Annotated in this window: 25 protein-coding genes; 18 read left to right on the top strand and 7 right to left on the bottom strand. The window is 70.7% G+C overall.

Annotated elements, in window-relative coordinates; genetic code table 11:
• Nucleotides 1–82: 82 nt before the first annotated feature.
• From ABZ707_RS03545 to ABZ707_RS03535, 3 genes are all read right to left on the bottom strand, one after another.
• A complete protein-coding gene (locus tag ABZ707_RS03545) occupies nt 83–2461 on the bottom strand; it encodes a Tex family protein (protein WP_360167077.1) in 2379 nt (792 codons plus the stop codon).
• A 243-nt stretch (nt 2462–2704) separates the two neighbouring features.
• Nucleotides 2705–2818, bottom strand: a complete 114-nt coding sequence (locus tag ABZ707_RS03540) for an LPFR motif small protein (protein WP_360167074.1) — start codon at nt 2816–2818, stop codon at nt 2705–2707.
• A gap of 202 nt (nt 2819–3020) precedes the next feature.
• Nucleotides 3021–3884 (bottom strand): hypothetical protein, encoded by an 864-nt coding sequence (locus ABZ707_RS03535; RefSeq protein ID WP_360167071.1) that lies wholly within the window; start codon nt 3882–3884, stop codon nt 3021–3023.
• A 98-nt stretch (nt 3885–3982) separates the two neighbouring features.
• On the opposite strand from ABZ707_RS03535, the gene ABZ707_RS03530 reads away from it, so the two are divergent.
• Together ABZ707_RS03530 and ABZ707_RS03525 are read left to right on the top strand one after the other, a co-directional pair.
• Nucleotides 3983–4966, top strand: a complete 984-nt coding sequence (locus tag ABZ707_RS03530; RefSeq protein WP_360167068.1) for a GlxA family transcriptional regulator — start codon at nt 3983–3985, stop codon at nt 4964–4966.
• Between the two features lie 79 nt (nt 4967–5045).
• Complete coding sequence (locus ABZ707_RS03525) at nt 5046–5690, top strand: DJ-1/PfpI family protein (RefSeq protein WP_360167065.1); 645 nt, start codon at nt 5046–5048, stop codon at nt 5688–5690.
• On the opposite strand, the gene ABZ707_RS03520 is transcribed toward ABZ707_RS03525, so the two are convergent.
• Nucleotides 5668–6417: an enoyl-CoA hydratase/isomerase family protein gene (locus tag ABZ707_RS03520; RefSeq protein WP_360167062.1), complete on the bottom strand. Its 750-nt coding sequence runs from the start codon at nt 6415–6417 to the stop codon at nt 5668–5670. The genes ABZ707_RS03525 and ABZ707_RS03520 overlap by 23 nt on opposite strands.
• Nucleotides 6418–6685: 268 nt before the next feature.
• Here ABZ707_RS03520 and ABZ707_RS03515 point away from each other — a divergent pair, with 268 nt between their 5' ends.
• A complete protein-coding gene (locus tag ABZ707_RS03515) occupies nt 6686–7192 on the top strand; it encodes an ATP-binding protein (protein WP_360168396.1) in 507 nt (168 codons plus the stop codon).
• Here ABZ707_RS03515 and idi read toward each other — a convergent pair.
• The 3 genes from idi to galE all read right to left on the bottom strand — a co-directional run bounded on the left by idi (nt 7167) and on the right by galE (nt 9930).
• Nucleotides 7167–7760, bottom strand: a complete 594-nt coding sequence (gene idi, locus ABZ707_RS03510; protein ID WP_360167059.1) for an isopentenyl-diphosphate Delta-isomerase — start codon at nt 7758–7760, stop codon at nt 7167–7169. The two genes, ABZ707_RS03515 and idi, sit on opposite strands and share 26 nt — an antisense overlap.
• Before the next feature lie 106 nt (nt 7761–7866).
• Nucleotides 7867–8805 carry a cation diffusion facilitator family transporter gene (locus ABZ707_RS03505; protein ID WP_360167056.1) on the bottom strand — a complete coding sequence of 313 codons (939 nt, stop codon included), beginning with the start codon at nt 8803–8805 and terminating at the stop codon, nt 7867–7869.
• A 144-nt stretch (nt 8806–8949) separates the two neighbouring features.
• On the bottom strand, nt 8950–9930 hold the full coding sequence (galE, locus tag ABZ707_RS03500; RefSeq protein WP_360167053.1) for a UDP-glucose 4-epimerase GalE: 981 nt from the start codon (nt 9928–9930) through the stop codon (nt 8950–8952).
• A 222-nt stretch (nt 9931–10152) separates the two neighbouring features.
• Here galE and ABZ707_RS03495 point away from each other — a divergent pair, with 222 nt between their 5' ends.
• From ABZ707_RS03495 to ABZ707_RS03425, 15 genes are all read left to right on the top strand, one after another.
• Complete coding sequence (locus ABZ707_RS03495) at nt 10153–12063, top strand: DUF5941 domain-containing protein (RefSeq protein WP_360168393.1); 1911 nt, start codon at nt 10153–10155, stop codon at nt 12061–12063.
• Entirely contained in the window at nt 12060–12809 is a 750-nt protein-coding gene (locus tag ABZ707_RS03490) for a phosphocholine cytidylyltransferase family protein (protein WP_360167050.1), read from the top strand. The genes ABZ707_RS03495 and ABZ707_RS03490 overlap by 4 nt, the downstream gene beginning before the upstream one ends.
• Nucleotides 12797–13858 carry an iron-containing alcohol dehydrogenase family protein gene (locus tag ABZ707_RS03485; RefSeq protein ID WP_360167047.1) on the top strand — a complete coding sequence of 354 codons (1062 nt, stop codon included), beginning with the start codon at nt 12797–12799 and terminating at the stop codon, nt 13856–13858. The genes ABZ707_RS03490 and ABZ707_RS03485 overlap by 13 nt, the downstream gene beginning before the upstream one ends.
• Nucleotides 13836–14621, top strand: coding sequence for a CDP-alcohol phosphatidyltransferase family protein (locus tag ABZ707_RS03480; RefSeq protein WP_360167044.1), 786 nt, complete (start codon nt 13836–13838; stop codon nt 14619–14621). Before ABZ707_RS03485 ends, ABZ707_RS03480 begins: the two co-directional genes overlap by 23 nt.
• A 5-nt stretch (nt 14622–14626) precedes the next feature.
• The gene (locus ABZ707_RS03475; RefSeq protein ID WP_360167041.1) at nt 14627–15499 is read left to right on the top strand and encodes a glycosyltransferase; all 873 of its coding nucleotides are present in this window, start codon (nt 14627–14629) and stop codon (nt 15497–15499) included.
• A gap of 98 nt (nt 15500–15597) precedes the next feature.
• The gene (locus ABZ707_RS03470; protein ID WP_360167038.1) at nt 15598–16527 is read left to right on the top strand and encodes an ABC transporter permease; all 930 of its coding nucleotides are present in this window, start codon (nt 15598–15600) and stop codon (nt 16525–16527) included.
• Nucleotides 16520–17305, top strand: a complete 786-nt coding sequence (locus ABZ707_RS03465; RefSeq protein ID WP_360167035.1) for an ABC transporter ATP-binding protein — start codon at nt 16520–16522, stop codon at nt 17303–17305. The genes ABZ707_RS03470 and ABZ707_RS03465 overlap by 8 nt, the downstream gene beginning before the upstream one ends.
• A 414-nt stretch (nt 17306–17719) precedes the next feature.
• Nucleotides 17720–18640, top strand: a complete 921-nt coding sequence (gene hpnC / locus ABZ707_RS03460; RefSeq protein WP_360167032.1) for a squalene synthase HpnC — start codon at nt 17720–17722, stop codon at nt 18638–18640.
• Nucleotides 18641–18666: 26 nt separating this feature from the next.
• The gene (gene hpnD / locus ABZ707_RS03455; RefSeq protein WP_360167029.1) at nt 18667–19587 is read left to right on the top strand and encodes a presqualene diphosphate synthase HpnD; all 921 of its coding nucleotides are present in this window, start codon (nt 18667–18669) and stop codon (nt 19585–19587) included.
• A gap of 184 nt (nt 19588–19771) precedes the next feature.
• Nucleotides 19772–21160 carry a hydroxysqualene dehydroxylase HpnE gene (hpnE, locus tag ABZ707_RS03450; RefSeq protein ID WP_360167026.1) on the top strand — a complete coding sequence of 463 codons (1389 nt, stop codon included), beginning with the start codon at nt 19772–19774 and terminating at the stop codon, nt 21158–21160.
• Nucleotides 21157–22272 carry a polyprenyl synthetase family protein gene (locus tag ABZ707_RS03445; RefSeq protein ID WP_360167023.1) on the top strand — a complete coding sequence of 372 codons (1116 nt, stop codon included), beginning with the start codon at nt 21157–21159 and terminating at the stop codon, nt 22270–22272. The genes hpnE and ABZ707_RS03445 overlap by 4 nt, the downstream gene beginning before the upstream one ends.
• A 130-nt stretch (nt 22273–22402) precedes the next feature.
• Nucleotides 22403–24406 (top strand): squalene--hopene cyclase, encoded by a 2004-nt coding sequence (shc, locus tag ABZ707_RS03440; protein WP_360167020.1) that lies wholly within the window; start codon nt 22403–22405, stop codon nt 24404–24406.
• Nucleotides 24406–25059: a 1-hydroxy-2-methyl-2-butenyl 4-diphosphate reductase gene (locus ABZ707_RS03435; RefSeq protein ID WP_360167017.1), complete on the top strand. Its 654-nt coding sequence runs from the start codon at nt 24406–24408 to the stop codon at nt 25057–25059. Before shc ends, ABZ707_RS03435 begins: the two co-directional genes overlap by 1 nt.
• A gap of 5 nt (nt 25060–25064) precedes the next feature.
• On the top strand, nt 25065–26084 hold the full coding sequence (hpnH, locus tag ABZ707_RS03430; protein ID WP_360167014.1) for an adenosyl-hopene transferase HpnH: 1020 nt from the start codon (nt 25065–25067) through the stop codon (nt 26082–26084).
• Between the two features lie 4 nt (nt 26085–26088).
• A partial coding sequence (locus ABZ707_RS03425) for a flavodoxin-dependent (E)-4-hydroxy-3-methylbut-2-enyl-diphosphate synthase (RefSeq protein WP_360168390.1) occupies nt 26089–26264 on the top strand: 176 nt, incomplete at its 3' end.

Raw genomic sequence — 26264 nt, 5'->3', positions numbered from 1 at the left:
CGGCCGGCCGGCCCCCCACCCCGCCCGCAACCCCCGCCGGGCGGCGCCGCGCCGGACGGCGATCCCACGGGCGGCGCCCCCGCTACCCCCGCCCGCCCCCGTCCGTCAGCCCCGCCCGCCGCAACGCGTCCGCCATCGCACTGTTCGACGGCGGCGGCGCCGCCTGGCGCCGGGCCCCGCCACCGTTCCCGCCGCCGTTACCGCCACCACCCCGGCCGCGACCGCCCTGCCGCGGCCCCGGCGGCCGGCCGCCCTCTCCGGACCGGTCGCGCTCGGGTTTGGCCGATGCCTCGTCGTCCAGACGGAGCGTCAGGGAGATCCGCTTCCGGGGGATGTCGACGTCCATCACCTTCACCCGCACCACATCGCCCGGCTTGACCACTTCCCGCGGGTCCTTGACGAACGACCGGGACATGGCGGAGACATGGACCAGGCCGTCCTGGTGCACGCCGATGTCGACGAACGCCCCGAACGCCGCCACATTGGTCACGACGCCCTCCAGCAGCATTCCGGGTGCCAGATCACCGATCTTCTCCACGCCGTCCTTGAAGGTGGCCGTCTTGAACGCCGGACGCGGGTCCCGGCCCGGCTTCTCCAGCTCGCGCAGGATGTCCGTCACGGTCGGCAGCCCGAAGGAGTCACTGACGAAGTCACCGGGCTTCAGCGAGCGCAGCACCGATGAGTTACCGATGAGCGACGCGACCTCGGTGCCGGTCGTCTTCACCATGGCCCGCACCACCGGATACGCCTCGGGGTGCACGCTCGACGCGTCCAGCGGGTCGTCCCCGCCACGGATACGGAGGAAGCCCGCGCACTGTTCGTACGCCTTCGGGCCGAGCCGGGCCACAGCCTTGAGCGCCTTGCGCGAACGGAAGGGACCGTTGGTGTCGCGGTGCGCGACGATGTTCTCGGCGAGTCCCGCACCGATGCCCGACACGCGCGACAGCAGCGGCGCGGACGCGGTGTTGACGTCGACCCCTACGCCGTTCACACAGTCCTCGACCACCGCGTCCAGCGAGCGGGACAGCTTCACCTCGGACAGGTCGTGCTGGTACTGGCCCACGCCGATCGACTTCGGGTCGATCTTCACCAGTTCGGCGAGCGGGTCCTGAAGCCTGCGGGCGATCGAGACCGCGCCCCGGATCGACACGTCCAGTCCGGGCAGTTCCTGGGAGGCGAAGGCCGAGGCCGAGTACACGGAGGCGCCCGCCTCCGAGACCATCACCTTGGTGAGCTTCAGCTCCGGGTGCTTCTCGCACAGCTCACCGGCGAGCTTGTCGGTCTCGCGGGAGGCCGTGCCGTTGCCGATGGCGATCAGATCGACGGCGTGTTCCTTGGCGAGCCGCGCCAGCTTCGCGAGCGACTCGTCCCACTTGTTGGCGGGGACATGCGGATAGATCGTGTCGGTGGCGACGACCTTGCCGGTCGCGTCGACCACGGCGACCTTCACGCCCGTACGGAATCCGGGGTCGAGCCCCAGCGTGGCGCGGGTGCCGGCCGGCGCGGCCAGCAGCAGGTCGCGCAGGTTCGTCGCGAAGACCCGCACCGCCTCGTCCTCGGCGGCCGTGCGCAGCCGCAGCCGCAGATCGATCCCGAGATGGACCAGGATCCGGGTCCGCCATGCCCATCGGACCGTGTCCGCGAGCCATGTGTCGCCGGGACGGCCGCGGTCGGCGACCCCGAAGCGCCGCGCGATCATGTTCTCGTACATCGTCGGCCCCGGCTGCTCCGACGGCTCCTCGGGCTCCAGGACCAGATCGAGAACGTCCTCCTTCTCACCGCGCAGGATGGCGAGCACACGGTGCGAGGGCAGCGCGGGGAACGCCTCCGCGAAGTCGAAGTAGTCGGCGAATTTGGCGCCGGTCTCCTCCTTGCCGTCCCGTACCTTCGCGGCCAGCCGGCCCTTCGTCCACATCCGTTCGCGCAACTCGCCGATGAGGTCGGCGTCCTCGGAGAACCGCTCGGTGAGGATGGCGCGCGCGCCTTCCAGCGCCGCGGCGGGATCCGCCACGCCCCTGTCCGTGTCCACGAACGCCGAGGCCGCCGCGAGCGGCTCCACCGACGGGTCGTTCAGCAGCCCTTCGGCGAGCGGCTCCAGACCGGCCTCGCGGGCGATCTGCGCCTTGGTTCGCCGCTTCGGCTTGAACGGCAGATAGATGTCCTCCAGCCGCGCCTTGGTGTCGGCGGCCCGGATCTGCGTCTCCAGGGCGTCGTCGAGCTTGCCCTGCTCACGGACGGACTCCAGGATCGCGGTCCGCCTGTCCTCGAGCTCCCTCAGATAGCGCAGCCGCTCCTCCAGGGTGCGTAGCTGCGCGTCGTCGAGCATCTCGGTCGCTTCCTTGCGGTAGCGCGCGATGAACGGCACGGTCGATCCGCCGTCGAGCAGCTCGACGGCTGCCTTCACCTGCCGCTCCCGTACGCCGAGTTCCCCGGCGATCCTGCCTTCGATGGACGTCGTCACGATCACGCTCCGCTGTTCTGTGGTCCGCCGTCTGCATTGTGGCAGGTGGCGCCGACATCAGCGGGTGCGACCGGCTGGGCTCCTCGGACACGGCAGCCGTCGGCCCGGTCCCGAGCGGATCGGGGACCGGGCCGGTGGACTGACCGGACTGCTCGCTACGGGTGACCCCGGGGCTTTCGCCCGGATCCGGCCGGAGCACACGAGCCCGGCAAGATCCAGACGAGAGGCCCGCGCGTGTAGGCCCTAACTGTGCGCGGCCCCGCCGAAGAGGCGGGCCAGCGCACGGAACGGCAGGGTCACCACGGAGGCGAGCGTCGAGCCGATGGCGCGCAGCACATCGGCGATGGCACGGAACACGGAACCTCCCAGAGGTGGCTGTCGGGTCTTCGGCCGCGTCGGGCGCTCCACGCACACGGCGCACGGGCCGGTGCCTGCGTACACGGCACGCGCTGTGGCGCCCTTCGAACTGTGGGAACCGTGGCCTACCACCTACACAGTCGAGTATCCGGTCAGCCCGTCCGTAAACCGCCGCCGGACATCCGCCGTGCTCGCCGGGGGGTCACCGCTTGCCGATGAGGTCGGCGGGAAACGCCCCGGCCGCCTGCGCCGCCCGGGTGAATCCGCCGGCCAGCTCGGTCAGCCGGGCGACGCCCGCCGCCCCGAGATGCTCGTACGGTGCCCTGTCCAGCCGGTCGGTCTCGTCCTCCAAGCCGGTGCGCAGTTCCGTACCGGCCGGGGTCAACTCGCCCTCGGCGTCCAGAAGTCCGCGAGCGCGCAGCCGCTCCTTGGCCGCCTCCCACTCCTCGGCCGTCCAGCCCCGGCTGGCGAGGTTCCACTTCGGTGTCATGCCCCGGCCGCCGGCGGTGTGGCTGACCAGTGACTCCACCGGGTCCAGGCCGATGGCCATGAGAGCGACGAGATGACCGTCGCCCCGGTGTTCGCGCAGCAGGGTCGAGGCGTGCCAGTAGGCGAGATGCGGCGCGTCCGGCACGGGCAGATCGGCGTTGGCCGCGTAGAGCGGACGCCCCGGGCGGGTGCACGCCTCGGCTGCGCGCAGCGCCAGTTCCGCGGCCTCGGCGAGTTCCTTCGAGGCCACCGTCTCCTCGCCCAGCAGCCGCCGCAGCAGCGTGTCGGTCGCGCGCAGCCGGGCGTCGAGCGCGCCCTCGGGCGACACGCTGTCCCACGCCTGGGGGATGTGCCGGGCCACGAGCTCGTGCTTGAAGTTGAAGAAGGTCGCCGTCACGGCGCCTGGACCGACCCGGCCGAGCGGCGCCGAGCGAGCCGCGAAATAGGCCGCTCTCGGGTGGTCCAGCCCTGCGCGCGCGAACTCGCGTTCGAGGTCGGGCGAGAAGTAGAGGGCGGAGTGGATCGGGTTGACGGCGGAGTAACAGCGTCGCGCGGCGCGCTCGGGCAGACTGGTCATGAGCGCCATGTTACCGACTGGTCGGTACAGCTGTTGTGGCAGGAAAGGAGGGGTGTTCGTCATTGCGGCCATCGGCCGGTGGCCGAAGGATGAGGACCATGACAGTGCGATCCGTCCTGGTTGTCCTCTTCGACGAGCTGCAGAGCCTCGATGTGACGGGCCCGGTGGAGGTGTTCGCCGGAGCCGCCCGCCAGGCCGGCGACCCGGACGCCTACCGGATCCGCACCGCCTCGCTCGACGGCGGTCCCGTACGGACCACCAGCGGGCTCACCATCGTCCCGGACATCGCGCTCACCGACGCTCCGCCGGCCCCGCACACGCTTCTTGTGCCCGGCGGCGCCGGCACCCGTGCCCCCGACCCCCGGCTGGTCGACTGGCTCCGCGCGTGCGCGCCCGCCGCCGGGCGGCTGGTCTCGATCTGCACCGGTGCCCTGCTGCTCGCCGAGGCCGGACTGCTCGACGGCCGCCGGGCGACGACACACTGGGTGGCCGCGGACCTGCTGGCCAGGGACCATCCGGCCGTCGATGTCGACCCGGATCCGATCTTCGTGAGGGACGGTGATGTCGCCACCTCCGCCGGCGTCACCTCCGGGATCGATCTCGCCCTCACGCTGGTCGAGGAGGACCTCGGCCGGGAGGTGGCCCTCGCCGTCGCCCGCCATCTCGTGGTCTTCCTGCGACGTCCCGGCAACCAGGCGCAGTTCAGCGCTCAGCTCGCCGCTCAGACGGCGGAGCGCGAACCGCTGCGTGAGGTGCAGAGCTGGATCAGCGAGCATCCCGGCGGTGATCTCTCGGTCGAGTCCCTGGCCGGCCGCGCCTGTCTGTCGCCGCGCCACTTCGCCCGCGCCTTCCGCTCGGAGACCGGCATCACCCCGGGCCGTTATGTGGAGCGGGTGCGGCTCGAACACGCCAGGCGGTTGCTGGAGGACAGCGCCGACGGGATCGAGGAGATCTCGCGTGCCTCCGGGTACGGCACACCGGAGGCGATGCGCCGCGCCTTTGTCAAAGCCCTCGGGACGGCGCCCGCCGAGTACCGGCGCCGCTTCCGGCCGCCGGCCGTGCCATCTCCCGGTCCGGCCTGAACACCGGTCCGGCCTGAACACGGTCCGCCCTGCACACCGACCCGCCCCGCACACCGACACACCGATGGAAAGGCCCGCCATGCGGATCGCGATCCCGCTCTTCGAAGGCTTCACCGCGCTCGACGCCGTAGGCCCCTACCAGGTCCTCTCCCGCCTTCCCGGCGCGGAGACCTTCTTCGTCGCGGAACGGACCGGCCCCGTCCTCGACGACCGCGGGAGTCTCTCGCTCCTGGCGGAGAAGACGCTCGGCCAGGTCACCGAGCCGGGCATCGTGGTGGTGCCCGGCGGTCCGGGGCAGAGCCGCCAGATGGAGAACGAGGTGCTTCTCGACTGGCTGCGCGCGGTGGACGCGACGACCCTCTGGACCGCCTCCGTCTGCACCGGGTCGCTGCTGCTCGCCGCCGCCGGTCTGCTCACGGGACGGCGCGCCACGTCCCACTGGCTGGCGCTGGACACGCTCCGGGAGTTCGGCGTCGAGCCGACCGGCGAGCGGGTCGTGACCGACGGCAAATACATCACCGCGGCCGGCGTCTCCTCCGGCATCGACATGGGTCTCACCCTGGCCGGGAGGCTCGCGGGGGAGCGGTTCGCCCAGTCCGTACAGCTTCTGACCGAGTACGACCCGCAGCCTCCCTACGACGCCGGATCGCCGGACAAGGCGCCCTCGGATCTCGTCGAGGAACTGCGGGACAAGAGCCGCTTCATTCTCCGCGGGGCCGGCTGAACCTCGGCTCGCGGCGCTCCAGGAAGGCGGCGACCCCCTCGGCGGTGTCGCCGGTGGCGGTCGCCCGTTCCGCCCAGTACGCGGCCCGGTCGGTACGGCCCGAGGCGAACTCCTTGGCGGCCGCCTGGGTCAGCCACGCGCGGGAGACCAGGACGCGCCCGAACTCCGCCACCCGGCCGGCCAGCTCCCCGGCCGGGAGCACCTCGTCCACCAGCCCGGTCCGCAGCGCCCGGTCCGTACCGATCAACTCGGCCGAGAACAGCAGGTATTTGGCGGTCGCGGGCCCCACCAGAGCGACCAGCCGCCGGGTGGACGACGCCGGATAGACGATCCCGAGCCGCGCCGGAGTGACCCCGAACAGCGCGCCCTCCTCCGCGAACCGCAGATCGCACGCCGCCGCCAACTGGCAGCCGCCGCCCACACAGTGACCGCGTACGGCGGCGAGCGTCGGCCGGGGGAAGGCGGCCAGCGCCTCCTCGGCCGCCACCGCCAGGGTCCCCGGATCCTCGTCCGGCTCCCGCAGTGAGGAGATGTCGGCGCCTGCGCAGAAGGTGGCGCCCTCGCCGGTCAGCACCAGAGCCCGGACGGCGGGGTCGGCGCCGAGCCGCTCCAGCAGCGGCGGCAGTTCCCGCCACATCCGCGCCGTCATCGCGTTGCGCTTGGCCGGATGGTGGATGACAACGGTCGCGATGCCGTCCGCGACGGTGTGCAGCAACTGCGGCTCCATGGCCGGATGCTATCCGGGCGGCGACGCGAGGAACGGGGCGGGAGCTGCCGGCCGGCTACGCCGCCCGCATATGCCGGGTGCACCGAACCGATCTTTGATGGTCAACGGGCGATCAAGCACGGTCTTTTCCCTTGCGGTGCTGCTCGATCGCGGTCGCGTTCCGCCAATAACGGCTGACTTATGTCCAGCGGCCCGGTAGGGGCCGGTCCGTTCCCAGACTCGACAGCCGATGGACAACGACGGTCGAGTCAAGGTGGGTGCCTCAGTGATGGAGAGCAGCGGGAGTCTTCCGGACCGGCCACGGTGGTACGAGGGGGTCTGGCGGTTCACCGCTCCCGCCGTCGAGGTGTCGGTGCCGCAGATCAGACACGCCGTACGTGACTTGCTCGCACGTCAGCGCGTACCGATCAGGGAGGAGGCCGCCCAGGCGGTGCTTCTGATCATCTCCGAGCTGGTCACCAATGCCGTGCTGCACGCCGCGGTGCTCTCGCCCGAGGTGGCCGTCGAGGTCGCCGTCGGAGCGGAGCGGATCCGGGTGTCGGTCGAGGACGGCCATCCGTACCGGCCCAAGGCGCTGGAGACGCCGGACGCCGGACAGACGGGCGGACGCGGGCTGCTGCTGGTGCGGGAGATCCTCCGCGAGGCCGGCGGCGGCTGCGATGTCGACCACACCGCCGGCGGGGGGAAGATCGTCTGGGCTGAACTGCCGTTCGTCACCCCGCTCGGCGGGCCGCCGCAGCGGGAAGGTGTCACCAGCCCCCGGCCGGTCCGGTGAGCTCCCTGATCGCCGGGCGCGCGGCGTCCAGCACGGTCGTGAACCAGACGGAGAACTGCGCCTCGCCGTGCCGCCTGCTCAGCTCCGCCGGAGTGACGAAGACCGTCTCCCCGACCTCCGCCGGGTCCGGGTCCGGCGGGGACTGCGCCAGTCCCACATAGAGGTGGTTGTACTCCTGCTCGACGAGCCCCGAATCCGGGTCCGGGTGGTTGTAGCGCACCGTGCCCGCCTCCGCGAGCAGCGAGGGCGAGATACCCAGCTCCTCATGGGTGCGGCGGGCGGCCGCGGCGAACGGCGCCTCGCCCGGGTACGGATGCCCGCAGCAGGTGTTCGACCAGACACCGGGGGAGTGGTACTTGCCCAGCGCCCGGCGCTGGATCAGCAGACGGCCCTTTTCGTCGAAGAGGAAAACGGAGAACGCCCGGTGCAGCCGACCGGGCGCCTGATGGGCGGAGAGCTTTTCGGCGGTGCCGACGGTATTGCCGTTCTCGTCGACCAGCTCCAGCATGATCGCTTCTTGCGCGCTGTTCGACGAGCTGTTCGCCGCGGTGACTGGTGTGGTCGGCATAACCATCCTTCGCTTCGGGCCTCGACCCCCAAGTCTGCCGTACAAAAGCCCCGTGTCCGCACTTCGGGAGTGTGGGCATGTCCGTTCCCCTCGGCGCCCGCCCGGGTCACCTGCAGAGCTTCGCCTCGTGCTCGGCATGGCCCCTGGGTTCGAGCTGGAAGGTGCAGTGCTCCACATCGAAATGGTGCCCCAGGCATGCCTGCAGATCATGCAGCATCTTCTCGTGGCCCACCGCGTCGAGCGCGTACTGGTCCACCACCACATGTGCGGAGAGCACCGGCATACCGGAAGTGATCGTCCAGGCATGGAGGTCATGTACGTCGGCCACTCCGGGCAGCGCGAGCATATGTGTCCGCACCTCAGTCATGTCCACGCCCTTGGGGGCCGACTCCAGCAGTACGTTCAGCGTCTCCCGCAGCAGTTTCACCGTACGCGGGACGATCATGAGCCCGATCACCAGGCCCGCGATCGGGTCGGCCGTCTGCCAGCCCGTGGCCAGGATGATCCCGGCGGAGACCAGCACCGCGAGCGAGCCCAGCGTGTCGGCCAGGACCTCCAGATACGCCCCGCGCACATTGAGACTGTCCTTCTGGCCCCGCACCAGCAGGGAGAGGGAGACCAGGTTCGCGAACATACCGATGAGGGCGAAGATGATGGTCAGCCCGCCCCTGGTCTCCGGCGGCGCGACAAAGCGCTCGATCGCCTCGTACAGCAGATAGCCGCCGACCCCGAGCAGCAGCAGACAGTTGGCCAGCGCGGCGAGGATCTCGGCGCGGGCGTAGCCGAAGGTGCGGCTCGCGTCAGCCGGACGGGCCGAGAAATGGATGGCCAGCAGGGCCATCCCGAGGCCGACCGCGTCCGTCGCCATGTGCGCCGCGTCCGCGATCAGGGCCAGGGAGTCGGCGGCGAGACCGCCGATGACCTCCACCACCATCACGGACAGCGTGATGCACAGCGCGATCCTCAGCCGGCCCCGGTAGGCGGCGGTCGCGGTCCCCGGCGGGGGCGCTCCGTGCGTATGTCCGTGATCGTGCCCTGCCCCCATGGGGACGCCTCCCGATCGTTTCGATGACCTGCCGACCACGCCAGTGAACTACGGGTGGGGGGTACCCGGCAACACGGGACTGAACACCGTTGTCAGCAGCTCTGACCTGGGGAAATAATCACAGGTCAGATGGTGGCAAGGCGATCAGGCCGGGGCCGCCGCGTGGTGCCGCTGCCAGCCCTCCCAGGCCGACTCGACCATCTCGCGCATGCCGTGGCGGGCCGTCCAGCCCAGTTCGCCGGTGGCCAGCTCCACCGAGGCCACCGCTCTCACCGCGTCACCCGGGCGGCGTGCCTCGATCACCGGAGCCGCGCGGTACCCGGTCACCTCCGCGACCAGATCGGCCAGCTCACGGACCGAGACGCCTTCCCCCCGCCCGAGGTTGACCGTCAGATCCCCGCCGCTCCCCTGGGCCGCCAGCCGGCGTGCCGCCGCGAGATGGGCGTCGGCGAGGTCGGAGACATGGATGTAGTCACGGACACAGGTGCCGTCGGGCGTCGGATAGTCGGCGCCGAAGATCCGGGGCGCCTCACCCCGGCTGATCCGGTCGAAGAACATCGGGATGATGTTGAACACCCCGGTGTCGGACAGCTCGGGCCGCGCCGCCCCCGCGACATTGAAGTAGCGCAGACAGCCCGTGGCGATCGAATGCGCCCGTCCGGTCGCCCGCACCAGCCACTCACCCGCGAGCTTTGTCTCGCCGTACGGACTGATCGGCACGGCCGGGGTCCGCTCCGTGATCAACTCCACATCCGGCACCCCGTACACGGCGGCCGAGGAGGAGAAGAGGAAGCGCCGCACCCCGGCGGCGACCACGGCGTCCAGCAGCACGGTGAGCCCGTGCAGATTCTCCCGGTAGTACGTCAGCGGCCGCTCCACGGACTCGCCCACCTGCTTCTTCGCGGCGAGATGCACCACACCGGTGACCTGGTACCCGCCGAGCGTACGGTCGACGAGATCCCGGTCCAGCAGCGAGCCCCGCACCAGCGGAACCCCTTCGGGCAGCCGCTCGGCGACGCCGGTCGACAGATCGTCCAGGACGACGACCCGTTCACCCGCCCCGGTCATGGACCGCACCACATGCGCCCCGATATAGCCCGCCCCGCCCGTGATCAGCCATGTCATGCGGACACCCTACTGACCGCATGTGTCCGGCGCCGGGGCGGCGATCGACAACGATGATCTCCAGGTGAACCGTTCCCGACTCAGACCGTGGCGTCCGGGACGTAAACGGTCGGTGAACTCAACCTTCCGTTCATCCGATAGCCTCTGCCGACGTGCCGCCACCCGGATCCCGGGTCATGCCGCCGCGCACCCAGCCCTGTAAGTGCCAAGGAGTGAGTTCGTCTGCCGACCGCCATCCTCACCGGTCCCGCGGTACCCGGATCGCCACTCGAAGGCCATCTGCGGGCGCTGGGTTTTGACGTACATACCGTCTCCGACGACGTGGCGGCCGCACGCCTCCTCGCCTCGGCCCCGGCGGCGGACCGGGTCGCCCTCGTCGACTCCCGCTTCGTCGGCCATGTCCACGCGCTGCGTCTGGCGCTGACCGACCCGCGGTTCCCGGCGGCCGCGGTGCCCGGAGCGCTCACGGCCCAGCCCGGCGCCCGCGCCGCGCTGGTGCGCGCCGTGACCGCCGTCGCCGGGGCCCCCGGTGCGGATGCCGGGACACCGGCGGCCGGCGAGCTCTCCGGTCCCGGGGCGGCCGTGCCCCGTCCCGCCTCCGCCACCGCCGTGGCCGCCGGCGAACCCCTCGCCGACCGGGCCGCCGCCGCGCTCGACGCCGACGGCGACGCCGTCCAGCGGCCCGAGCTGGGCTCGCTCGTCGCCGCCGTACCGGCGGACCCCGGCGCCCGGCAGCGGGCCGAGGCCGCCGTCGCGGCCGTCGACGACGAGGCCGTACGGCTGCGCTCCGCGGTCAAGGCCCGCGACGGTTTCTTCACGACCTTCTGCGTCAGCCCCTACTCCCGCTATCTCGCCCGCTGGTGCGCGCGCCGCGGCCTGACCCCGAACCAGGTCACCACCGCCTCGCTGCTCACCGCGCTGATCGCGGCGGCGTGCGCGGCCACCGGCACCCGCGGCGGCTATGTCGCCGCGGGTGTGCTGCTGCTCTTCTCCTTCGTCCTGGACTGCACCGACGGGCAGCTCGCCCGCTACTCCCTCCAGTACTCCACGATGGGCGCGTGGCTCGACGCCACCTTCGACCGGGCCAAGGAGTACGCCTACTACGCGGGTCTCGCGCTCGGCGCCGCCCGCGGCGGTGACGACGTGTGGGCGCTGGCCCTCGGCGCGATGGTCCTCCAGACCTGCCGCCATGTCGTCGACTTCTCCTTCAACGAGGCCAACGCGGACGCCACGGCGGCGACGGCCACCGGAAAGACCGTCGTCGGCACCCCCACGGCCGCGCTCTCCAGCCGGCTCGACAGTGTCGGCTGGACGGTGTGGGCGCGCCGGATGATCGTGCTCCCCATCGGTGAACGCTGGGCCATGATCGCCGTACTGACGGCGCTGACCACGCCCCGGATCGTCTTCTACGCGCTGCTCATCGGCTGCGCCTTCGCCGCCTGCTACACCACCGCGGGCCGGGTCCTGCGCTCGGTGACCCGCCGGGCCAACCGCACCGAACGGGCCGCCCGGGCCCTGGCGGACCTCACCGACTCGGGACCGGCAGCGGAAGGCGTCGCCGCGCTGCTGCGCCGGCCCGCCCGGAGGCTTCCCGGCCTCCTGCCGTTCGCGGCGGCGTTCGCCGGCGGCGCCGCGGTCGTCGCCACGGCCGCCTTCGCTCCCCTGGACGGCCCCTGGCCCGTCGTCGCGGCCCTGGTGTACGTCCTGACCTCGGGACTCGCGGTCGCCCGCCCGCTGAGCGGCGCGCTCGACTGGCTCGTACCGCCGGTGTTCAGAGCGGCCGAGTACGGCACCGTGCTGCTCCTCGCGGCCCGCTCCGAGGTGAACGGAGCCTTGCCCGCGGCTTTCGGGCTGGTGGCGGCCGTCGCCTACCATCACTACGACACGGTCTACCGCATTCGCGGCGGCACCGGTGCGCCGCCCCGCTGGCTCGTCCGGACGGCGGGCGGCCACGAGGGCCGCACGCTGGTGGTGACGGCGCTCGCCGCCGTCCTCGTGACGCGGGACACCGCTTTCCCCCTGGCCCTCACGGTACTGGCGGTCGCCGTGGCGCTCGTCGTGCTCACGGAGTCCATCCGGTTCTGGGTGTCCTCCGGTGCCCCCGCCGTACATGACGAAGGAGAAGCCGCATGATCGGCCTCGTACTCGCCGCCGGTGCCGGACGGCGTCTGCGTCCCTACACCGACACGCTTCCGAAGGCCCTCGTGCCCGTGGACCCGGCGGGCGAGGGGACCAGCACGGTCCTCGACCTCACGCTGGGCAACTTCGCCGAGGTCGGCCTGACCGAGGCCGCCATCGTCGTCGGCTACCGCAAGGAGGCCCTGTACGCACGCAAGGCGGCCCTGGAGGCGGCGTACGGTCTCAAGCTCACCCTCATCGACAACGACAAGGCCGAGGAGTGGAACAACGCCTACTCCCTCTGGTGCGCCCGTGACGTCCTGGCCCAGGGCGTGATCCTCGCCAACGGCGACACCGTGCACCCGGTCTCCGTCGAGAAGACCCTGCTCGCCGCGCGTGGCGAGGGCCGGCGGATCATCCTCGCCCTCGACACGGTGAAGCGGCTGGCGGACGAGGAGATGAAGGTCGTCACGGACGGCGCCAAAGGCGTACGCCGGATCACGAAGCTGATGGATCCGGCCCTGGCCACCGGCGAGTACATCGGCGTCACACTGATCGAGCCGGAGGCGGCCGGCGACCTCGCCGACGCGCTCAGGACCACCTTCGAGCGCGACCCCGACCTCTACTACGAGGACGGCTACCAGGAGATGGTCGACCGCGGCCTGGTCATCGACGTGGCCCCGATCGGCGACATCCCCTGGGTGGAGATCGACAACCACGACGACCTCGCGAAGGGCCGTGAGATCGCGTGCCAGTACTGACCCGGCTCATCCCGTCCCCGGTCGTCGTCGACATCAGCCGGGGCGCCATGGACGATCTCGCCGGTCTCCTCGCCGACCAGCGGATCTCCAGCTCCGGCAGGCTGTCCGTCGCCGTCAGCGGCGGCTCGGGACAGGCGCTGCGCGAGAAGCTCTCGCCGGTACTGCCCGAGGCCGACTGGTACGCCGTCGCCGACGGCACGATCGACTCCGCCGTGAAACTGGCGGACGACATCAAGGGCAAGCGCTACGACGCGGTGGTGGGGCTCGGCGGCGGCAAGATCATCGATGTCACGAAGTACGCGGCGGCCCGGGTCGGGCTGCCGATGGTGGCCGTCGCCACCAATCTCGCGCACGACGGGATCTGCTCGCCGGTGTCCACCCTGGACAACGACAACGGCCGCGGTTCCTACGGCGTCCCGACACCCATCGCGATCGTCGTCGACCTCGATGTCATCAGGGACGCGCCGATCCGCTTCGTGCGCTCCGGCATCGGTGACGCCGTCTCCAACATCTCCGCCATCGCGGACTGGGAGCTGTCCCACCAGATCACCGGTGAGCCGGTCGACGGCCTGGCCGCCGCCATGGCCCGCACGGCGGGCGAGGCCGTGCTGCGCCACCCCGGCGGGGTCGGTGACGACGAGTTCCTCACCGTACTCGCCGAGGCCCTGGTGCTCTCCGGCGTCGCCATGTCGATCAGCGGGGACACCCGACCCTCGTCCGGCGCCTGCCACGAGATCAGCCACGCCTTCGACCTGCTCCATCCCAGGCGCTCCGCGCTCCACGGCGAGCAGGTCGGCCTCGGCGCCGCCTTCGCCATGCATCTGCGCGGCGCCCACGAGCAGTCAGAGCTTTTCACCGAGGTGCTGCGCCGGCACGGACTGCCCGTGCTGCCCGAGGAGATCGGCTTCACCGCGGACGAATTCGTCCGGGCCGTGGCCTACGCGCCACAGACCCGGCCGGGCCGCTTCACCGTTCTCGAGCACCTCGACCTGTCCACCGACCAGATCAGGGACGCGTACGCCGACTATGCCAAGACCATCAGTAGCTGAACTCCGTCCGGTCGTCCACCCGGAGGGAGTGAAGGACCGACGCAGCGGAGAGCACTGGGCCGGGCGCCTGTACATGCGGGAGATCTCGCTGCACATCGACCCGTACCTGGTGAACACCAGGATCTCGCCCAACCAGCTCACCTACCTCATGGTGGTGGTGGGTGTCGTCGGCGGTGCCGCGCTCCTGCTGCCCGGACTCACCGGCGCCATCCTCGCCGTCGTGCTGTTCCAGATCTACCTGCTGCTCGACTGTGTCGACGGCGAGGTGGCCCGCTGGCGCAAGCAGACCTCCATCACCGGGGTCTACCTCGACCGGATCGGCCACTATCTCTGCGAGGCCGCGCTGCTGGTCGGCTTCGGCATACGTGGCGCCGACGTCTTCCACCAGAACGGCCATTCCTCGAACTGGCTGTGGGCCTTCCTCGGCACGCTCGCCGCGCTCGGCGCCATCCTGATCAAGGCCGAGACGGACCTGGTCGATGTGGCCAGGCAGCGCAGTGGCCTGCCCGCGGTCAAGGACGAGGCGTCCGCGCCGCGCTCCTCCGGGCTGGCACTGGCCCGCCGGGCGGCTGCCGCGCTCAAGTTCCACCGGCTCGTCGGCGGCATCGAGGCCAGCCTCTTCATCCTGGTGGTGGCCGTCCTCGACACGGTACGCGGCGATCTCTTCTTCACCCGGCTCGGTATCGTGGTCCTCGCCGGTATCGCCCTGGTCCAGACACTGCTCCACCTGGTCTCCATCCTGGCGTCCAGCAGGCTGAGGTGAGCCGCATGCGGCTCGGCGCGGTGATCATCACCATGGGCGAACGCCCCGACGAGCTGCGTGCGCTTCTCGACTCGGTCGCCCGGCAGAAGGGCGACCCGGTCGAGGTCGTCGTGGTGGGGAACGGCGCCCCGGTGGGCGCCGTTCCCGCCGGCGTACGGACGGTCGAGCTGCCCGCGAATCTCGGCATCCCGGGCGGCCGCAATGTCGGCATCGAGGCGTTCGGGCCGGCCGGCTCGGACGTGGACGCCCTGCTTTTCCTGGACGACGACGGACTGCTGCCGAACACCGACACCGCCGAGCTGATCCGGGAGGCGTTCGGCGCCGATCCCGAGCTCGGCATCGTCAGCTTCCGGATCGCCGATCCCGAGACCGGCCTCACCCAGCGCCGGCACGTCCCGAGGCTGCGCGCCTCGGATCCGCTGCGCTCGTCCCGGGTGACGACCTTCCTCGGCGGCGCCAGCGCGGTACGGACGAAGGTCCTCGCCGAGGTCGGCGCCCTGCCGGGCGAATTCTTCTACGCCCACGAGGAGACCGATCTCGCCTGGCGGGCGCTGGACGCCGGCTGGATGATCGACTACCGCGCGGACATGGTGCTCAACCATCCGACGACGGCGCCGTCCCGGCACGCGGTCTACCACCGCATGGTGGCACGCAACCGGGTCTGGCTGGCCCGCCGCAATCTGCCCGCGCCCGTCGTCCCGCTCTATCTCGGGGTGTGGCTGCTGCTCACCCTTGTGCGGCGCCCCCACCCGGCGGCTCTCCGGGCCTGGCTCGGCGGATTCCGCGAGGGCTGGGCGACACCGTGCGGTCCGCGCCGTCCCATGAAGTGGCGTACGGTATGGCGGCTGACCCGGCTGGGCCGACCGCCTGTCATCTGACAAGCTCGGTTCTGAGAGCATCGGGCATACTTCCGGGTCCTGGCCGTCCGCGCCTGCGCCCGACCGGCTGCGCATCTTGAACACGAAAGTTTCAACTTGTGAGTGACACAACCCATGAGGGCGCGATCGCTGTGAGCGCCCCGCCGTCGCCCGACGACGGTCTGACCCCCGCGGCTCTCGCCGCCAAATACGGCCTGGCGGTGAGCGGTGCCAGGCCCGGCCTGGCCGACTACGTCCGGCAGCTGTGGGGCCGGCGCCACTTCATCCTGGCCTTTTCCCAGGCGAAGCTCACGGCCCAGTACAGCCAGGCGAAGCTCGGCCAGCTCTGGCAGGTCGCGACGCCCCTGCTGAACGCTTTTGTCTACTACTTGATCTTCGGCCTGATCCTGGGCACCAAGAAGGGCATCCCGCAGGAGGTCTTCGTCCCGTTCCTGGTCACCGGGGTGTTTGTCTTTACCTTCACCCAGAGTTCGGTGATGGCCGGTGTCCGCGCCATCTCCGGGAATCTGGGGCTCGTCCGGGCCCTGCACTTCCCCCGGGCGTCGCTGCCGGTCTCGTTCTCGCTCCAGCAGCTCCAGCAACTGCTGTTCTCCATGATCGTGCTGGTCGCGGTGGCGGTGGCCTTCGGCAGCTACCCGAGGCTGAGCTGGCTGCTGGTGGTGCCCGCGCTGGCGCTCCAGTTCCTGTTCAACACCGGTCTCGCGCTGATCATGGCCAGGCTGGGCAGCAAGACGCCCGACCTGGCCCAGCTCATGCCGTTCGTGATGCGTACCTGGATGTACGCGTCGGGCGTGATGTTCTCCATCCCGCTGATGCTCAAGGACAAGCCGTCCTGGATCGCCGACGTCCTCCAGTACAACCCGGCGGCCATCTACATGGACCTCGTCCGGTACGCGCTGATCGACGGCTACGGCGCGTCGAATCTGCCCGCGCACGTCTGGTTCGCCGCGCTGCTGTGGGCCGTGATCCTGGGCGTCGTCGGCTTCGTGTACTTCTGGAAGGCTGAGGAACGGTACGGCCGTGGCTGACGACAACAAGCAGGGACGTGTTCCGACCGTCATCGCCGACGAGGTGCACATCGTGTACCGCGTCAACGGCGGCGGCGGAGGCAAGGGCAGCGCCACCGCGGCTCTGAGCCGTATGCTCCGCCGCGGCAAGGGAGAGGCGCGGGGCGTCCGCAAGGTCCACGCCGTCCGCGGGGTCACCTTCACCGCGTACCGCGGCGAGGCCATCGGCCTGATCGGTACCAACGGCTCCGGCAAGTCGACACTGCTCCGTGCCATCGCCGGTCTGCTGCCGACGGAGAGCGGCAAGGTCTACACCGACGGCCAGCCCTCCCTGCTGGGCGTCAACGCCGCGCTGATGAACGACCTGACCGGCGAGCGGAACGTCATCCTCGGCGGCCTGGCCATGGGAATGACACGCGAGCAGATCCGCGACCGGTACCAGTCGATCGTCGACTTCTCCGGCATCAACGAGAAGGGCGACTTCATCACCCTCCCGATGCGGACCTACTCCTCGGGCATGGCGGCCAGGCTCCGGTTCTCCATCGCCGCCGCCAAGGACCACGACGTCCTGATGATCGACGAGGCGCTGGCGACCGGGGACCGCAAGTTCCAGATCCGTTCCGAGCAGCGGATCCGGGAGCTGCGTAAGGAAGCGGGCACGGTGTTCCTCGTCAGCCACAGCAACAAGTCGATCAGGGACACCTGCGACCGGGTGCTGTGGCTGGAGAAGGGTGAGCTGCTGATGGACGGTCCGACCGACGAGGTCATCAAGGCGTACGAGAAGGAGACCGGCAAGTAGCCCGGTCCACCGCTCGCGGTCGTCGCCTCTCGACGCGGCCCCCGCCGGACGATCCGGTGGGGGCCGCGCCGTGCGCCGGGTCCACCGGCGTCCGCGGATCGTCAAAGATCAGTCAAGTACCGTGGCGCCGGGGAAGGTTGGCCGGTATCGCAGTGTTCTTGTCATGTGCGTTGTACCCCGGCGCGATTCTCATGGTTGTACAACGTAAGCTGTGCTGGTGCTGATTCACGGCAAGTGGGGTGATACCCCCTGGGCGTCCCACCTGCCAAGCAGCCTTATGTACTCAAGAAGACGGGCGGCGTGTCCGAAATAGGATGTATTGGGTCGGCAGTGTAGAACGGGAGATGTGACGGCAATGACGGAAAATCTCCAGCTCCGCGTGGATTCCGCCGTCCCTGTACCAGGAAGTCCACGGTGACGGGCACACCGCAGGTGCGCTCCGACGCCTCCGCGCGCGCGACTCTGGACAAGGCCTCGGACGAGAACTTCCCCGTGGCCCCCTTCTTTCTGCCACGCGCCTGGCGCGACGACCTGATGGCCGTGTACGGCTACGCCAGGCTCGTCGACGACATCGGCGACGGCGATCTCGCTCCCGGCGGGGCGGACGCCCGGCATCTGGGAGTCGACCCGGCGCGCGCCGAGGACAGACTGGCCGTGCTGGACGCCTTCGAGGCCGATCTGCGGCGTGTCTTCGAGCCCGCCGGCCGGGCCCCGGGCCACCCGCTGCTGCGCGCCCTCGGACCGACTGTACGGCGCGGCTCGCTCACGCCCGAGCCGTTTCTCGGCCTGATCGCGGCCAACCGCCAGGACCAGCAGGTCCGCCGTTACGAGACCTATGACGATCTCCTCGCCTACTGCGAGCTCTCCGCGAATCCGGTCGGCCGTCTCGTTCTCGGCATCACCGGCACCGCGAGCCCGGAGCGCGTCCGTCACTCCGACGCCGTGTGCACGGCACTGCAGATCATCGAACACCTCCAGGACGTGACCGAGGACCTGGGCCGCGACCGTATCTATCTGCCCGCCGAGGACATGAAGCGGTTCCATGTCTCCGCAGCGGATCTGGCCGCGCCCACCGGGAACGCCTCGGTGCGCGCGCTGATCGCGTACGAAGCCGAGCGCGCCCGTGAGCTGCTGAATGAAGGCACCCCCTTGGTGGGTAGCGTCCATGGCAGGCTCCGGCTGCTGCTCGCCGGATTCGTGGCCGGAGGGCGCGCCGCCCTCGCTTCGATCGCGGCCGCCGGGCACGATGTGCTCCCCGGACCGCCCAAGCCCACCAAGCCGCGTCTGCTGCGCGAAGTGGGAGCTGTCTTGCGAAGAGCGCACAGAGAGGGGTGAGCCGGAACGTGGAGGGACAGACGCCCATGTCCGCGCCGGTACTGGCGGCCTACAGCTATTGCGAGGCCGTCACCGGGCAGCAGGCCCGTAATTTCGCCTATGGCATCAGGCTGCTGCCGACCGACAAGCGGCAGGCCATGTCCGCGCTGTACGCCTTCTCCCGCCGGGTGGACGACATCGGTGACGGCGCGCTCGCGCCGGAGACCAAGCAGGCGCGGCTCGAGGAGACACGTGCCCTGCTGGGCCGGATCCGCGAGGGCGCTGTGGAGGAGGACGACACCGACCCGGTCGCGGTGGCGCTGACGGACGCGGCCCGCCGTTTCCCCATCCCGCTCGGCGGGCTCGACGAGCTGATCGACGGTGTCCTGATGGACGTCCGCGGCGACACGTACGAGACCTGGGACGACCTCAAGGTGTACTGCCGGTGTGTCGCGGGTGCCATTGGGCGGCTCTCGCTCGGTGTGTTCGGCACCGGGCCGGGCGCGCCCGGGGCCGAGCGTGCCTCCGAGTACGCCGACACCCTGGGGCTCGCTCTGCAGCTCACCAACATCCTCCGCGATGTACGCGAGGACGCCGGCGACGGCCGTACGTATCTCCCGGCCGACGACCTCGCCAAGTTCGGCTGCTCCACCGGCTTCGACAGCGCGACCCCGCCCGCCGGGTCCGACTTCGCGGGCCTGGTGCACTTCGAGGTCCGGCGGGCCCGCGCGCTGTTCGCCGAGGGCTACCGTCTGCTGCCCATGCTCGACCGGCGCAGCGGCGCGTGTGTCGCCGCCATGGCCGGCATCTACCGCCGTCTCCTCGACCGCATCGAACGCGACCCCGAGGCCGTCCTGCGCGGCCGGGTCTCGCTGCCCGGACGCGAGAAGGCGTATGTCGCGGTGCGCGGGCTCTCCGGGCTCGACGCCCGGAACATCTCCCGGCAGACCGTCAGGAGGCGGGGCTGATGCGGCCCGGCGGCCCAGGAGGGGTGCGCGGGCGGGGTGTGGTGCCGGGTGGCGTGAGTCCGCGAGGTCTGCGGGGGACGGTCGCGCACGCGCCCTTTTCTCCGCACACGCCCACGCGCCGGCTGCTCGCAACCCCGCACCCGTTTGACGCGTCCCTGACTGCAACGGTCCAAGGAGGGCACGCATGACGACTGCCGACGACTCGCGCCCCCGCCACGCCGTTGTGGTCGGCGCGGGACTCGCCGGGATCACCGCCGCTCTTCAGCTCGCCGACGCGGGGGTGCGGGTGACCCTTCTCGAGGGGCGTCCGCGCCTCGGCGGTCTCGCCTTCTCGTTCCGGCGCGGCGACCTCACCGTCGACAACGGCCAGCATGTGTATCTGCGCTGCTGCACGGCGTACCGGTGGTTCCTCGACCGGGTGGACGGCGCGGCGCTCGCGCCGCTGCAGGACCGGCTGGACGTGCCGGTTCTCGATGTCGGGCGCGCGGGCGGGCCGCGGCTCGGACGGCTGCGCCGCAACGCCCTGCCCGTACCGCTGCATCTCGCCGCCGGACTGGCGGCGTATCCGCATCTCTCCGTCGCCGAGCGCCTCTCGGTCGGGCGTGCCGCGCTCGCCCTCAAGCGGCTGGACCCGGCCGATCCCGCGCTGGACGGCATCGACTTCGCCACCTGGCTGGGCCTGCACGGGCAGTCGGACCGGACCATCGAGGCCCTCTGGGACCTGGTCGGTGTGGCCACGCTCAACGCCACCGCGGCGCACGCCTCCATGGGGCTCGCCGCGATGGTCTTCAAGACCGGTCTGCTGTCCGAGGCGGGCGCCGCCGACATCGGCTGGGCCCGTGTCCCGCTCGGTGAGCTGCACGACACACTGGCGCGCAAGGCCCTCGACTCCGCCGGTGTGCGGACCGAGACCCGCGTCCGCGTGAGCGCGGTCTCCCGCGTGGCGGAGGGCGGCTGGCACGTCGAGGTGGACGGTGAGCGGCTCGACGCGGACGCCGTCGTCCTCGCCGTGGCCCAGCAGGAGGCCCATGGCCTGCTGCCGGACGGCGCGCTCGACGCCCCCGACCGGCTGCTGGACATCGGCACCGCGCCGATCCTCAACATGCATGTCGTGTACGACCGCGCCGTGCTGCGCCGCCCGTTCTTCGCGGCACTCGGCAGCCCGGTCCAGTGGGTCTTCGACCGCACCGAGAGTTCGGGTCTCAAGGAGGGCCAGTATCTGGCGGTGTCCCAGTCGGCCGCCGAGGACGAGATCGACACGCCCGTCTCCGAGCTGCGCGCGCGCTACCTCCCCGAGCTGGAGCGCCTGCTGCCCGCGAGCCGGGGCGCGGAGGTGCGGGACTTCTTCGTCACCCGGGAGCGGACGGCGACCTTCGCGCCGACACCCGGCGTGGGACGGCTGCGCCCCGCGGCCCGTACGCGCGTGCCCGGTCTCTTCCTGGCCGGCGCGTGGACCGCCACCGGCTGGCCCGCGACCATGGAGAGCGCGGTGCGGAGCGGCTTCAACGCCGCCGGCGCCGTACTCTCCGAGCTCGGCCGCCGCCATGAACACCCCCTGCAGGAGGCGGCATGAGCCCGAGCACCGCACCTACGAGTACTGGAACAAGAGGAGAGACCGTGCCGACTGTGCCCCCGGCGAATTCGGCTGCCGACACAGCGGGCGTCTTCGCGCTGCTGGAGCGCGGGCGGCAGATGTCGACGCCGGTGCTGCGCGCCGCGGTCGACAGGCTCGCCGCACCGATGGACACTGTCGCCGCCTACCACTTCGGCTGGATCGACGCCGAGGGCCGGCCCGCCGACGGTGACGGCGGCAAGGCGGTGCGGCCGGCGCTCGCGCTGCTCTCCGCCGAGGCGGCCGGCGCGGCTCCCGAGACGGGCATTCCCGGCGCGGTCGCCGTCGAGCTGGTCCACAACTTCTCGCTGCTGCACGACGATCTGATGGACGGCGACGAGCAGCGACGCCACCGGGACACGGTCTGGAAGGTGCACGGTCCGGCCCAGGCGATCCTCGTCGGCGACGCTCTCTTCGCACTCGCCAATGAGGTGCTGCTGGAGATCGGCACCGTGGAGGCGGGCCGCGCGACCCGCCGGCTGACCACCGCCACCCGCAAGCTGATCGACGGTCAGGCGCAGGACATCTCCTACGAGCACCGCGAACGGGTCACCGTCGAGGAGTGTCTGGAGATGGAGGGCAACAAGACCGGCGCGCTGCTGGCCTGCGCCGTCTCCATCGGCGCGGTGCTCGGCGGCGCCGACGACAGGACGGCCGACACGCTGGAGGCGTACGGCTACCACCTCGGGCTCGCCTTCCAGGCCGTTGACGATCTGCTCGGTATCTGGGGCGACCCGGGGGCCACGGGCAAGCAGACCTGGAGCGATCTGCGCCAGCGCAAGAAGTCCCTGCCGGTGGTCGCCGCGCTCGCGGCCGGCGGCCCGGCGTCGGGACGGCTCGCGGAGCTGCTCGCCGCCGATGCCAAGAGCAATGACTTCGAGAGTTTCTCGGAGGCGGAATTCGCCACCAGGGCGGCGCTGATCGAGGAGGCGGGCGGCCGGGAGTGGACCTCTCAGGAGGCCCGCCGGCAGCACACGGTCGCCATCGAGGCCCTGGATGGTGTGGACATGCCGGAAGAGGTCCGGGCGCAGCTCATCGCGCTGGCGGACTTCGTCGTCGTACGGAAGAGATGATCACCATTCCCATATCCGCCCCATCCGGGGGATAGCCCCGGACCCCAGAAGCAGTCGCCGTCCGGCGCCGCACGGCGCCGGACGACGGAGACCCCAGCACAGCAGAAGACCACTGCACGAAGGGGAAGCCATGACAGCGACGACCGACGGAAGCCCCGGGGCCGTGGGACCCCGCGCAGCCTCGGCCAGCGAACCGACCGATACCACGTCCGCCGCGGACGGTGACCTCCTGGCCGCCGCCGAGCGGGCCACCGCACGATCCGTCGAGCATCTGCTCGGCCTGCAGGACGCCCAGGGCTGGTGGAAGGGCGACCTGGAAACCAATGTGACCATGGACGCCGAAGACCTGATGCTCCGTCAGTTCCTTGGTGTCCAGGACGCGGACACCACCGAGGCCGCCGCCCTCTTCATCCGCGGCGAACAGCGCGCGGACGGCACCTGGGCCACCTTCTTCGGCGGCCCCGCCGAACTCTCCGCCACCATCGAGGCGTATGTCGCCCTCCGGCTCGCCGGAGACCGTCCCGAAGACCCGCACATGGCACGCGCCTCCCAGTGGGTCCGGGAGAACGGCGGTATCGCCGGGAGCCGGGTCTTCACCCGGATCTGGCTCGCGCTCTTCGGCTGGTGGAAGTGGGACGACCTCCCCGAACTCCCTCCCGAAATGGTGTTTCTTCCCAGGTGGTTCCCGCTCAACATCTATGACTTCGGCTGCTGGGCACGGCAGACGATCGTGCCGCTCACCATCGTCTCCGCGAAGCGGCCCGTACGGCCCGCCCCCTTCGCTCTGGACGAGCTGCACTCCGACCCGGCCCATCCGAATCCGGTCAAGTCCCTCGCGCCGGTGGCCAGTTGGGACGGAGTGTTCCAGCGCCTCGACAAGTTCCTGCACGCTTACCACAAGGTCGCGCCCCGCGCGCTGCGCCGCACCGCGATGAACGCGGCCGCGCGCTGGATCATTGAGCGGCAGGAGAGCGACGGCTGCTGGGGCGGGATCCAGCCGCCCGCCGTCTACTCGCTGATCGCGCTCCATCTGCTCGGTTACGACCTCGACCACCCGGTCATGCGCGCCGGTCTCGAATCGCTCGACCGGTTCGCCGTCCGGCGCGAGGACGGCGCCCGGATGATCGAGGCATGCCAGTCGCCGGTCTGGGACACCTGCCTCGCCACCATCGCGCTGGCCGACGCGGGCCTGAGCCCGGACCATCCGGCGCTCGTCAAGGCCGCCGACTGGATGATCGGCGAGCAGATCGTCCGCCCCGGCGACTGGTCCGTACGCAGGCCCGGACTGACCCCGGGCGGCTGGGCGTTCGAGTTCCACAACGACAACTACCCCGACATCGACGACACCGCCGAGGTGGTCCTCGCGCTGCGCCGGGTCAGCCACCCCGACCCCGAGCGGCTCGACGCGGCCGTCGAACGCGGTGCCCGGTGGAACATGGGCATGCAGTCGAGGAACGGCGCCTGGGCCGCCTTCGACGCCGACAACACCAGTCCGCTCCCCAACCGGCTGCCCTTCTGCGACTTCGGCGAGGTCATCGACCCGCCGTCCGCGGACGTCACCGCGCATGTGCTGGAGATGCTCGCCTACGAGGGAAAGGCCCATCTCCCGGGCGCCCGGCGCGCTGTGGAGTGGCTTCTCGCCGAACAGGAGACCAACGGAGCCTGGTTCGGACGGTGGGGGGTCAACTACGTGTACGGCACTGGCTCGGTGGTGCCGGCCCTGACCGCCGCCGGGCTGTCCCCCTCACACCCCGCGATCCGCCGCGCGGTCTCCTGGCTCGAATCCGTACAGAACGAGGACGGCGGCTGGGGCGAGGACCTCCGCTCCTACCGCCAGGAGGAGTGGATCGGCCACGGCGTGTCGACCGCCTCCCAGACCGCCTGGGCGCTGCTCGCACTCCTGGCGGCCGGGGGACGGGAGAGCAAGGCCGCCGAGCGGGGCGTCACCTGGCTCACCGAGACCCAGCGGCCGGACGGCTCCTGGGACGAGCCGCACTTCACCGGTACCGGTTTCCCCTGGGACTTCTCCATCAACTACCACCTCTATCGGGCGGTGTTCCCGCTCACGGCGCTCGGCCGCTATGTCCACGGAGAGCCCGCGGCGGCCCGCGCGGGCAGCCGCAAGGGGGGCTGATGAATCGGTCCCCGGAGCCGGCCGGTCCGCCGGTGCCGATGCTGATCGCCTGCGCGCTCGGCATCGAGCGATTCGCTCTGCGAGGCGCGGGCCACGACGAGGCACCGGGGCCGGTGAACGTCCTCCGTACCGGCATGGGGCCCAAGAACGCCGAGCGCGCCATGACACGCGCGCTCGGAGAGCCCCGCACCAGGGAGGCGGCCGTCATCGCGTCCGGCTTCTGTGCGGGGCTCGTCCCGGGGATGAACCCGGGTGATCTGATTGTCGCCGACGAGACCCGTGACCCGTACGGCTCCACCCGCTGTACGGGTACCGGGCTGCTTGTCGACGCGCTGAACCGGGCCGTGCCCGGCCACACGGTCCACACGGGTCCGCTCACCGGCTCCGGCCATGTGGTGCGCGGCCACGAGCGGGCCGAGCTGCGCGCCACGGGGGCGGTCGCGGTGGACATGGAGTCCGCCGCCACGCTCCGAAGTGCGCTGAGCGCCGGGCCCCGCCCGGTTGCGGCTGTCCGGGTGGTCGTGGACGCTCCAGAGCATGAGCTCGTCCGTATTGGCACAGTGCGCGGTGGAATATCGGCCTTCCGCGTTCTCCGTGCCGTCCTTCCAGCTTTCTATGAATGGCACCGTTCTTTGCTGCTCCCCAGGAGGTGAGCTAGATGGCCATGCCGCTTCGTCAGACCATCAGGGTCGGGACGTACCTCTTTGAACAGAAGCTCCGGAAGCGAGAGAAGTTTCCACTCATCGTCGAGCTGGAACCCCTCTTCGCCTGCAATCTGAAATGTGAGGGCTGCGGCAAGATCCAGCATCCGGCGGGTGTCCTGAAGCAGCGCATGCCCGTTGCCCAGGCGGTCGGAGCGGTGCTGGAGTCCGGGGCGCCGATGGTCTCCATCGCCGGCGGTGAGCCGCTGATGCATCCGCAGATCGATGAGATCGTCCGGCAGCTTGTGGCCAAGAGGAAGTACGTCTTCCTGTGCACCAACGCGATGCTGCTGCGCAAGAAGATCGAGAAATTCACCCCTTCGCCGTATTTCGCCTTCGCCGTACACATCGACGGGCTGCGTGAGCGCCACGACGAGTCCGTGGCGAAGGAGGGAGTGTTCGACGAGGCCGTGGAGGCCATCAAGGAGGCCAAGAGGCGCGGCTTCCGGGTGACCACCAATTCCACCTTCTTCAACACGGACACCCCGCAGACCATCGTCGAGGTGCTCAATTACCTCAATGACGACCTGAAGGTGGACGAGATGATGATCTCGCCGGCCTATGCCTATGAGAAGGCCCCCGACCAGGAGCACTTCCTGGGTGTGGAGCAGACGCGGGAGCTGTTCAAGAAGGCGTTTTCCGGAGGCAACCGGGCCCGCTGGCGCCTCAATCACTCGCCGCTCTTCCTGGACTTCCTCGAAGGGAAGGCCGACTTCCCGTGCACGGCGTGGGCCATTCCGAACTACTCCCTGTTCGGCTGGCAGCGGCCCTGCTATCTGATGAGTGACGGATACGTACCCACGTACCGGCAGCTCATCGAGGAGACCGACTGGGACAAGTACGGCCGGGGCAAGGACGCGCGCTGCGCCAACTGCATGGCGCACTGCGGTTACGAACCGACCGCCGTCCTCGCGACCATGGGCTCCCTCAAGGAGTCGCTGCGCGCCGTGCGCGAGACCGTCGCCGGGACGCGGTGACGGTATGACCACTGGAGAGCCTGTCGCACTGGGGCTCCCCGAGCTGCCGGCCCGGCCGATCGCGACGCGCCGCGTTTCGCGGCGTATCCAGGTCGGGTCGGTGGCGGTTGGTGGGGATGCGCCGGTGTCGGTGCAGTCGATGACGACGACGCGTACGTCGGACATCGGGGCGACGTTGCA

It is taken from the genome of Streptomyces sp. NPDC006923 (assembly GCF_040635655.1).
GTDB lineage: Bacteria > Actinomycetota > Actinomycetes > Streptomycetales > Streptomycetaceae > Streptomyces.
Note: the sequence above shows the minus strand (reverse complement) of the source record. Positions and strands in the feature narration are given on the sequence as shown.